This window comes from Variovorax sp. J22R115, from assembly GCF_030317005.1.
In the GTDB taxonomy this organism is placed as follows: domain Bacteria; phylum Pseudomonadota; class Gammaproteobacteria; order Burkholderiales; family Burkholderiaceae_C; genus Variovorax.
In genome coordinates this window covers 433,270-441,232 of sequence record NZ_JASZYM010000004.1, presented here as the reverse complement: position 1 = coordinate 441,232, position 7,963 = coordinate 433,270, and the positions used below count along the sequence as shown (strand labels likewise).

10 protein-coding genes and 1 tRNA gene are annotated in these 7,963 nt (G+C 62.9%); 6 read left to right on the top strand and 5 right to left on the bottom strand.

What is annotated here, in order from left to right; translation table 11 throughout:
* The first annotated feature begins 395 nt into the window (after positions 1-395).
* The 6 genes from QTI04_RS09790 to QTI04_RS09765 all read left to right on the top strand — a co-directional run bounded on the left by QTI04_RS09790 (position 396) and on the right by QTI04_RS09765 (position 3,964).
* Positions 396-1,673: a site-specific integrase gene (locus QTI04_RS09790; protein WP_286615354.1), complete on the top strand. Its 1,278-nt coding sequence runs from the start codon at positions 396-398 to the stop codon at positions 1,671-1,673.
* Positions 1,674-1,686: 13 nt separating this feature from the next.
* Complete coding sequence (locus tag QTI04_RS09785) at positions 1,687-2,346, top strand: hypothetical protein (protein WP_286615352.1); 660 nt, start codon at positions 1,687-1,689, stop codon at positions 2,344-2,346.
* Positions 2,347-2,428: 82 nt separating this feature from the next.
* Positions 2,429-2,650, top strand: a complete 222-nt coding sequence (locus QTI04_RS09780; protein WP_286615349.1) for an AlpA family transcriptional regulator — start codon at positions 2,429-2,431, stop codon at positions 2,648-2,650.
* Positions 2,651-2,662: 12 nt separating this feature from the next.
* The gene (locus QTI04_RS09775; protein WP_286615347.1) at positions 2,663-2,890 is read left to right on the top strand and encodes a hypothetical protein; all 228 of its coding nucleotides are present in this window, start codon (positions 2,663-2,665) and stop codon (positions 2,888-2,890) included.
* Positions 2,881-3,138, top strand: coding sequence for a hypothetical protein (locus tag QTI04_RS09770; protein ID WP_286615346.1), 258 nt, complete (start codon positions 2,881-2,883; stop codon positions 3,136-3,138). Before QTI04_RS09775 ends, QTI04_RS09770 begins: the two co-directional genes overlap by 10 nt.
* Positions 3,122-3,964, top strand: a complete 843-nt coding sequence (locus QTI04_RS09765) for a hypothetical protein (RefSeq protein ID WP_286615344.1) — start codon at positions 3,122-3,124, stop codon at positions 3,962-3,964. Before QTI04_RS09770 ends, QTI04_RS09765 begins: the two co-directional genes overlap by 17 nt.
* 187 nt (positions 3,965-4,151) lie before the next feature.
* On the opposite strand, the gene QTI04_RS09760 is transcribed toward QTI04_RS09765, so the two are convergent.
* The 5 genes from QTI04_RS09760 to rdgB form a co-directional block, all read right to left on the bottom strand.
* The gene (locus QTI04_RS09760; protein WP_286615343.1) at positions 4,152-4,871 is read right to left on the bottom strand and encodes a hypothetical protein; all 720 of its coding nucleotides are present in this window, start codon (positions 4,869-4,871) and stop codon (positions 4,152-4,154) included.
* A gap of 406 nt (positions 4,872-5,277) precedes the next feature.
* Positions 5,278-5,362: transfer RNA gene (locus QTI04_RS09755), tRNA-Ser, on the bottom strand.
* A gap of 38 nt (positions 5,363-5,400) precedes the next feature.
* Positions 5,401-6,087, bottom strand: a complete 687-nt coding sequence (locus tag QTI04_RS09750) for a TetR/AcrR family transcriptional regulator (RefSeq protein WP_286601370.1) — start codon at positions 6,085-6,087, stop codon at positions 5,401-5,403.
* A 15-nt stretch (positions 6,088-6,102) separates the two neighbouring features.
* Positions 6,103-7,278: a radical SAM family heme chaperone HemW gene (gene hemW / locus QTI04_RS09745; protein WP_286615384.1), complete on the bottom strand. Its 1,176-nt coding sequence runs from the start codon at positions 7,276-7,278 to the stop codon at positions 6,103-6,105.
* Positions 7,279-7,346: 68 nt separating this feature from the next.
* The gene (gene rdgB / locus QTI04_RS09740; RefSeq protein ID WP_286615341.1) at positions 7,347-7,946 is read right to left on the bottom strand and encodes an RdgB/HAM1 family non-canonical purine NTP pyrophosphatase; all 600 of its coding nucleotides are present in this window, start codon (positions 7,944-7,946) and stop codon (positions 7,347-7,349) included.
* Positions 7,947-7,963 lie beyond the last annotated feature (17 nt).

The window sequence follows — 7,963 nt, the reverse complement described above, 5'->3', positions numbered from 1 at the left end:
GCGAGGGACCAGCGCCTGCGGCGCTGGTCCTTCATGATCACTTCGACGGTATCCGTATTCCTATTCGTACTCACAGTCCTACTCCTATCTTCAAAGATAAGCGATGGACCGAGTCCTGTCATTCAAGGGGCCAGCTCAGTCTTGCCTGGTCGGGGTGCATGCCAGATCGCGCAGTGGCAGACGGAGACGGAGCGCGGTGGCGGAGAGTGTGTCCTCCTCCGCCGAACTTTTCGCCGCACCAAGCAGTGTCAACTCGACTCAAGAAATTCGACTTCTCCCTCTGACAACGAAGAAAACCGGAGTCAACCGGCATCCAACTGATAGCATCCAAGCGCGCTCTCTAAGTTGGGTCAGATGTTGGGCCGATTGTTAGTGCGCGCTTAGGAGAGCCCCGGATGCCCAAAATCGCACGTGAACTGTCAGCCCTGGAGGTGAGCCGCTTGACCGCCCCGGGGCTTGTCGCCGTTGGCGTCGTGCCGGGGCTGCAACTTCAAATCACCCCCAGTGGCGCGCGAAGCTGGGTCTTGCGCGTCAAGGTCGGCTCCAAGCGCCGAGACATGGGGCTCGGCAGCTACCCCGGCACGACGCTGGCGCAGGCCCGGGAGAAGGCCCGCCATGCCCGCAAAGAGATCGAGCAAGGGGTGGACCCCATCTTGCGCCGTGAGCGTGCACAGAGTGCGCTCCGGGCCGAGCAGGCGTCCGAGAAGACATTCACATGGTGCGCACAGCAATACATAGACGCCCACGGCGATACGTGGCGCAACCCCAAGCACCGCACCCAGTGGACCAACACGCTGGCGACCTACGCTTACCCCCTCATTGGAAGCATGCTGGTCCGTGACGTGAGCCAGTCCCACATCCTTCAAATCCTGGGTGCGATTTGGAAGACCAAAAATGAGACCGCCTCCCGTCTGCGTGGCCGCCTAGAAGTCGTGCTTGACTGGGCCAAGACACAACACTATCGCGACGGTGAAAATCCTGCCCGTTGGAAAGGGCACCTCGACAAGCTACTCCCAGCACCCGGAAAGGTGCAGCGCGTGCAGCACCATCCCGCAGTGCCCATCGACGATGCGGCGACGTTCTTTGCCGAACTGCGCCAGCGCGAAGGCATTGCAGCACGCGCCCTAGAATTTGTCGCGCTCACAGCAGCCCGGAGCGGAGAGGTTCGCGGTGCGACGTGGGACGAACTAGACCTCGATGCGGCAATCTGGATCATTCCGGGCGCGCGCATGAAGGCCGAGCGGGAACACCGTGTGCCATTATCCAAGGCAGTGCTGGCGCTGTTGAAGGCACTGCCGCGCATCGTCCAGCCCGAAGAACCGGAGCGTTCGGAGAAGGTCGCCGACCTAGTGTTTTCAGCCCCGAGGGGCGGCTCACTGTCCGACATGGCCCTAACTCAGGTCATGCGCCGGATGGGTCAACAGGCAGTCCCTCACGGTCTGCGCAGCACCTTCCGGGACTGGTGCGGCGAGCGCACCAACTTCCCGCGCGATCTGGCCGAGCAGGCACTCGCTCATTCGCTCGCCGACAAGACCGAGGCGGCCTACAGGCGCGGTGACGCCCTAGAAAAGCGCCGGGTGATGATGGAGACATGGGCCAAGTTCCTGACGACGCCTCGTCCGACCAGCGCGGCGGTGACACCGATTCGCAAGCGCGCCAACGCCTTAGCCTAAGAGAGAATCCCAGATGAACGAGCCCGGACATCCTCCCTCGGAATGGCAAGAGCTAGAGTCCAAGTTGGCAGCACTGGAGCCCGGCTCGATCTATGCCCCCGTGCTCGTCAAGGCACTGGCTGCGCTGCATAGCCCGGAATCGAGGATACCGGCGCACAGGCGCTTTCTGGATGTCTGCAACGTGGTGGACCTCGGCTACTCAGCCGGGGAGCCGTCTGAAAAAGAAATCCTCGCCAACACGCTCACTGTTCCGCTCGTTCGCTACGTGCTAAGGGCGCTTCGGTCCTACCACCTCCACGCATCGAAGCCGCCCGATGACGCTCACACCTCACATGATCGTGCGGACATGCTCACCACCGCATTCGGCGCGCGAGGTCCTGGCCGGGGAGGCAACACCCGCGCGCCCGCGTGGAGCATTGCGACCAAGATGGAGTTGGTTCATGTGTGCAGTGCCGAACTGGGCAGGCTGCACGATGCAGGGGTTCCCTATGAAGCGGCACTTCGAGGTGGCTTTCGGAAGGCCTACGAACACAAGCTAGCGTTCAATTCTGACGACCTCAATGGCCGTCCGGAGAGTCAGTCCAAGAAGAACCGGACTCTCGTTCGCAACCTCTTGGAGGAACACGGCTACGTCCTCTCGGACGCCGAGGCCAAGAAGGCACTTTCAAGTTAACTAGGAAAGACTGTTTAAAAGCTGCTCATCGCGATGAAATCCTCCCCAGCTGACGCCATCCCGGCTCAGCTGATAACGCAACATGAGGAACATTTTGAGCAACTGCATCGAAACTATTGGAAGCGCACTCGCACTCCGCAAGCGCGCGACGGCGGCTCTGGTCGGCGTCAGCCCCAGCACCATCGACCGCATGAGGAAGCGCGGCGACTTTCCGGCACCCATTCGCGTGGGTGAGCAGGCAGTCGCTTGGCTTCGCAGCGACATCGACGAGTGGCTCGCGACGCGCGCCCGGGCCATGCACTGAAGGGGGCAGCCCATGCCAACCATTCCGACTCCCGCCCATGTCGCACGAGTAGCCGAGCGCCACCATCAACAGTGCATCCAACACTACAAGGAAATGGCCGAAACGGTGCGCGCTTTGTTGATCACTGCAGCGCCCGGCAGTCCGCAGGAACGGCGCCTGCTCGACCTGTCCGGCAAGTTGATCTTCGCTAACGCCAATCCCCACATTGTTTGCCCATCGGAGAACCCGTCATGCAAGTGAACCACCTCGACGCCTCGCAGTTCGCCGACCTTTTCACCGACCCAGCGACCAAGACAGAGGACATGTTGGACTTTGAGGATCAGCGCACCTATGTCCTGACTTTCAACGGGCTGGACATCCTCGCCATCGGCACGCCCGACGGGGGTGCGACTGTCATCTACCCCTGCTCCAGCTTCGACGCCGAGAGCGGCGGCAGCATTCACGACCACGCACGGGCGATCAACCGCGCCGATGGCTCTGGAACGTAGCGCAGCCAGCACCGGGCCGGGGTCGGTGGAGGACGACCCAGTCCTCAGCCTTACCCCGCGCGCCGAAGGCCCTTTCAAGTCCATCACGGTGCTGGTGGCAGAGCGGCGCCATCAGGAGGGCCTACAGCGCTTCCGCGATGGCGTCCGCGTCCTACCCTCCGCCAGCACCCAAACGCTCGTCCTACGGCTCGCTACAACGTCCGATCCGCTCATGTTGTGGGCGCAGCACTTGGAACTAGACCGGCGCGGCGTACCGCCGTGCCAACGCTGGCCGGCGAACGAGATCACGCCTCAGCACGAGTTCATCACGTGGCTTGCAGACATGCTGTGGTTCGCCAAGCGCAACCCAGCGCACACGCCCCGGTTTCGGGGCTGGAAAGGACTGTTCGATAACCCGCCCACGAGCGCCAAGTGGCACGCAACGGCAATGCGGCAGTTCCTGCACGTCAGCAGCCGCTACAGCGTGGCCTACTGGTGCGCCAACGGTATGGGGCTGACCGAGCCCCAAAGGATGGACCTGATGACCACGCCGACAAAGGCGATGGTGGCCGAGCGCAGACAACTAGCACCAGCACCCTTTGCCGCGATGCGCGAGCGCCTGCTGAGCCATGCGATGCAGCACCCTGACCGCTCCGGAGCGCGCACCCCTGATGCCGTTGCTGCACGCCGTGCGCGTCTTCTTAGGGCCTTCATACTTTCCGGTAGGAGCGCGGCGACCACCGCAGCAAACTGGCGTTTGCTGACCGGCGAGACGATGACCCGGCAGGCCGTCGCTAAGCAGGTCGCAGCGGCCTTGGAAGTGCTGGACGGCGACCGGGCGCATTAGGTTGTTTGTGGTCCTTCTTATGTGCGTCCTAATTCCGAAGGAATTAGGGGTAGCCCCGCACCCCCTTAGAGCCCAATACTGGCGCCAGTTTTAGGGGTTGCGCCAATCACCTCGCGAAGGGGTTGCGCTCCCATCGTAGAGCGCAACCCCTTAGAACGCCCCGGACCAGGGGAAGGCAGGCGGGGGCCTAATCGATGGGTTTGATTTCGTGAACGACGCCGTCAAAGAAGGACACCATCCTTGTCTGGTAGGCCCAGACCACCGCTCGCCCGTTGCCGGGTGTCTTGAGCTCCGGTTTGCCCCAGTCACTTCGCAGCACATCGGCCATCGTGAACCCGGGCTTGATGCCAATTCTCCGGAAGTGCTTCTCCAGCGCGAGTTGGCTTTTGCGTGACTCGGCGGTGGCGACCTTCGGCCGAATCGAGAACAAACCGGGCATGTCCCTCGCAATGGCAAGATGCTGAGTCGAGGACTTCTCGAAGGTATCCACGGATACATACGCGATTTCCCCGTCGGCGAAGCGCACCCGATAAGCGCAGAACATGCTGTTCGCACGACAAGTGACCTTCGGATTCTTGAGTTCGTCGTCCGGCGACACCACCGCTTCCACGATGAACTCCCGAGGCGCCCGCAACGGGATTGCACTTGAGCAGTCCCCGCCCGTGTTGCACTCAATCGTCGGCCGGGGCGTGAATCGAGCGAGCCACAGGTTGAAGAGAGATTTCGGCGTGGCTAAGTACCCGTTGTCTTTGTCCACGATGTAAGAGGTTCCGATTCGGGAAAAGCGCTTTCCCGAGTCAGCTACGTCGGCGGCGGTCAATTCATCATCGGCATGCACAGCCGTGGCAAAAAGGGACGCGGCCAAAAGGAGCGCGAAAGTGGGCTGGCGAGCGTTCTGGAATCTCACGGTTTACATGTCTCGGAGTTGCGGCGCGCGGACTATAGTGCATAGGGCAAAGGCTAGATATAAGCAAAGCGCCCCTTTCTGCTGCCCATCGCCATCAAGAAAACATCCAGTTTTCCACGGCGAGCCCCGGGACGCACTGACCGTGATCCAGACCAGACCTAGACGTGTACGTCCACGTCCACGTCCACTCGGACCTTGACACCCCTTTGGGCACAGCGGGGGGCTTGAAGCCCTGCGTGAAGTTTTTTTCGTCTTTCCCAACGCTGGCACTTATAGAAACGCATGCTAAGTGCACCCGGAGCGCAGGCATTTCGGAGGTGTCACCAACCACCCAGCGCGTTGTTGGGTTCGATGTTGGGTGAGCGTAGAAATCGTCTGGAAACCCGCATGAATACTAGGGGTCCGGCGGAGAGTGTGAGATTCGAACTCACGGACGGTTGCCCGTCGGCAGTTTTCAAGACTGCTGGTTTAAACCACTCACCCAACTCTCCTGGACTGCCTCCATGCGCTTGGAGGCAGGGTCGCGATTTTAGTCGCTGCTTGGGGTCGATTCTTCGGACGCGCCAGCGGGCGCGGGCGCCCACCCTCGCATCACCAGATCAACGATGCCTTCTGCCCACGCGCGCCGCTCATCCGAACCGGCCAGCGGCTTCGAAATGAAGAAACGCACACCACCGAAAGCCAAGGTAGACAACTGCACGGCGGCCAGTTCAGGCGACGGCACGTGCAGCTTCCCAGCCTTGTGCGCTTCCGCCAGGTACTCCACGACGGGCGCGAGCACGTAGCTGTTTTCGGCGTACAGCGACTTGGCCAGTTCCGGAAAGCGCACGGCTTCCGCGATCACGAGGCGCAGGAGCGCGAGCGTCTTGGGCTCCGTGGCGCCCAGGTACATGCGATCAATCAGGTCGAGCAGCACCTGGCGCTCGCCGGCGTCGGGTTGCACGAGGGTGGCCTGCATCGTCTCGCGGGCGCTGCTCACGGCACGGTGCACCACCTCGCGGAACAAAGCTTCCTTGTTGTCGAACTGGCGGTAGATGGTGATCTTGGCAACGCCCGCCTCGCGCGCGATGGCTTCGATGCTGGTGGCTGCGTAGCCCTTGTCCAGAAAGGACTCCAGCGCCGCGGCAAGAAAGGACTCGCGCAGCGCGATGGCCTGCTCCGGGCTGGGTCGGCCGCGCGAACGGCGTTTGGTCTCTGGAGATTCGAGGTTTTCCATGGCTGTTGAAGTCGCTCAGGTGTCCGGCAGGAAGATGGCCTGAAGGTCACTCAAGAAATCGTATCCCCGAGTCGTCGGCCAGACGCGCGAGAGATCTCGTTCGATCAAACCCTTGCGCTCGGCTTCTTCGAGGCCGCGCTGGACGGCGGTGATGGCAAGGCCGGTGCGCTCGCTGAACTGGGCCAGCGTGAAGCCGCCCCTCAGTCGCAAGGCATTGAGCATGAATTCGAAGGGCAACGCAGAGATAGCGACATCGTCGCATTGCGCAACTGCCTGCATGGCGATGGCGTTGTCCATATAGAGACGCGGCTCCCGAAAGCGAACCTGTCGCACGATGCGGTGCGCAAAGCTCAGCTTGCTATGCGCGCCGGCGCCGATGCCGAGGTAGTCGCCGAACTCCCAGTAGTTGAGATTGTGCGCGCACTGATGGCCGCTGCGTGCGTAGGCCGAAATCTCGTAGCGTCCCAGGCCGTGCCCGGCGGTGCGCTCCGTGATGCGGTCCAGCATGGCATAGGCGGTGTCGTCCTCCGGCACCACGGGCGGGAACTTGGCGAAGTAGGTGTTGGGCTCGATCGTGAGGTGGTAGACCGACAGATGCGGCGGCGCCAGCGCCAGGGCCTGGTCGAGGTCCGCGTCCAGGCCTTCCAGCGTCTGGCTGGGAAGCGCATACATCAGGTCGAGGTTGAAGGTGTCGAAGGCAACTGCAGCCTCTTCCACCGCGGCAATGGCCTGCGCACGGTCGTGCACGCGGCCGAGCGCCTTCAGATGCTCGTCGTTGAAGCTCTGGACGCCAACCGACAGCCGCGTGACACCAGCCGCACGGTAGGCGCGGAAGCGATCGCGCTCGAAGGTGCCGGGATTGGCCTCCAGCGTGATCTCGCAATCGGGCGCCAATTTGAGGCGCGCGCGGAGATCGCCGATGAGCCGGTCGATGGATGCCGGCGAGAACAGGCTCGGTGTGCCGCCGCCGATGAAGATGGTGTGCACGGTGCGGCCCCAGATCAAGGGGAGCGCGGCGTCCAGGTCGGCAACCAGCGCATCGAGATAGCGCTGTTCGGGCAGCGCGTCGTCGCTACTTCGCCATTCATGCGAATTGAAGTCGCAGTACGGGCACTTGCGCAGGCACCAGGGAAGGTGGACGTACAGCGACAGCGGCGGGAGCGCCGACAGCTGCAAGGGCCCGGGCCGCATCAGATGAAGCGCATCGTTCGCGCCGGCGGGACTTTCCGCGGCGTTCGTCGAGATCGGGATGACGACGCTCACGACCACCGCTCGCGCATCAAGGCCAGCATCGCACGCGCCGCCTGACCGCGATGACTGTTGGCATTCTTCACGTCGGCAGGCAATTGCGCGAAGGTCTTGCCGAACTGCGGCAGGAACATCACGGGGTCGAAGCCGAAGCCGTTGTCTCCCACGGGCGTGCGTGCAATCTGGCCGGCCACTCGGCCTACGGCGATCAACGGCTCCGGATCGTCGGCGCTGCGCAGCGCCACCAGGGTGCTGACCAAGGCGGCGCGGCGATCGGTCTTCGAGGCGAGTTGCTCCAGCAACGCGCGCACGTTGTTCGCATCACCCTTCTCATAGCCGAACTGCGTGGCGTAGTACGCCGTGTCGACGCCAGGAAGGCCGCCGAAGGCTTCGACGCACAGGCCTGCATCGTCCGCTATGGCTGGCAGGCCCGTGACCGCCGCCGCATGGCGCGCCTTGGCCAGCGCGTTCTCGACGAAGGTGCGATGCGGCTCCTCGGCCTCGCCGACGCCCAGTTCCGATTGGCGCACGAGCACGACGTCGAGCGGCGCAAGCAGGGCCTGCAGCTCCACGAGCTTGCCTTGGTTGTTAGAGGCCAGGACCAGTTTCATCGTCGGCGTGCGCGGAT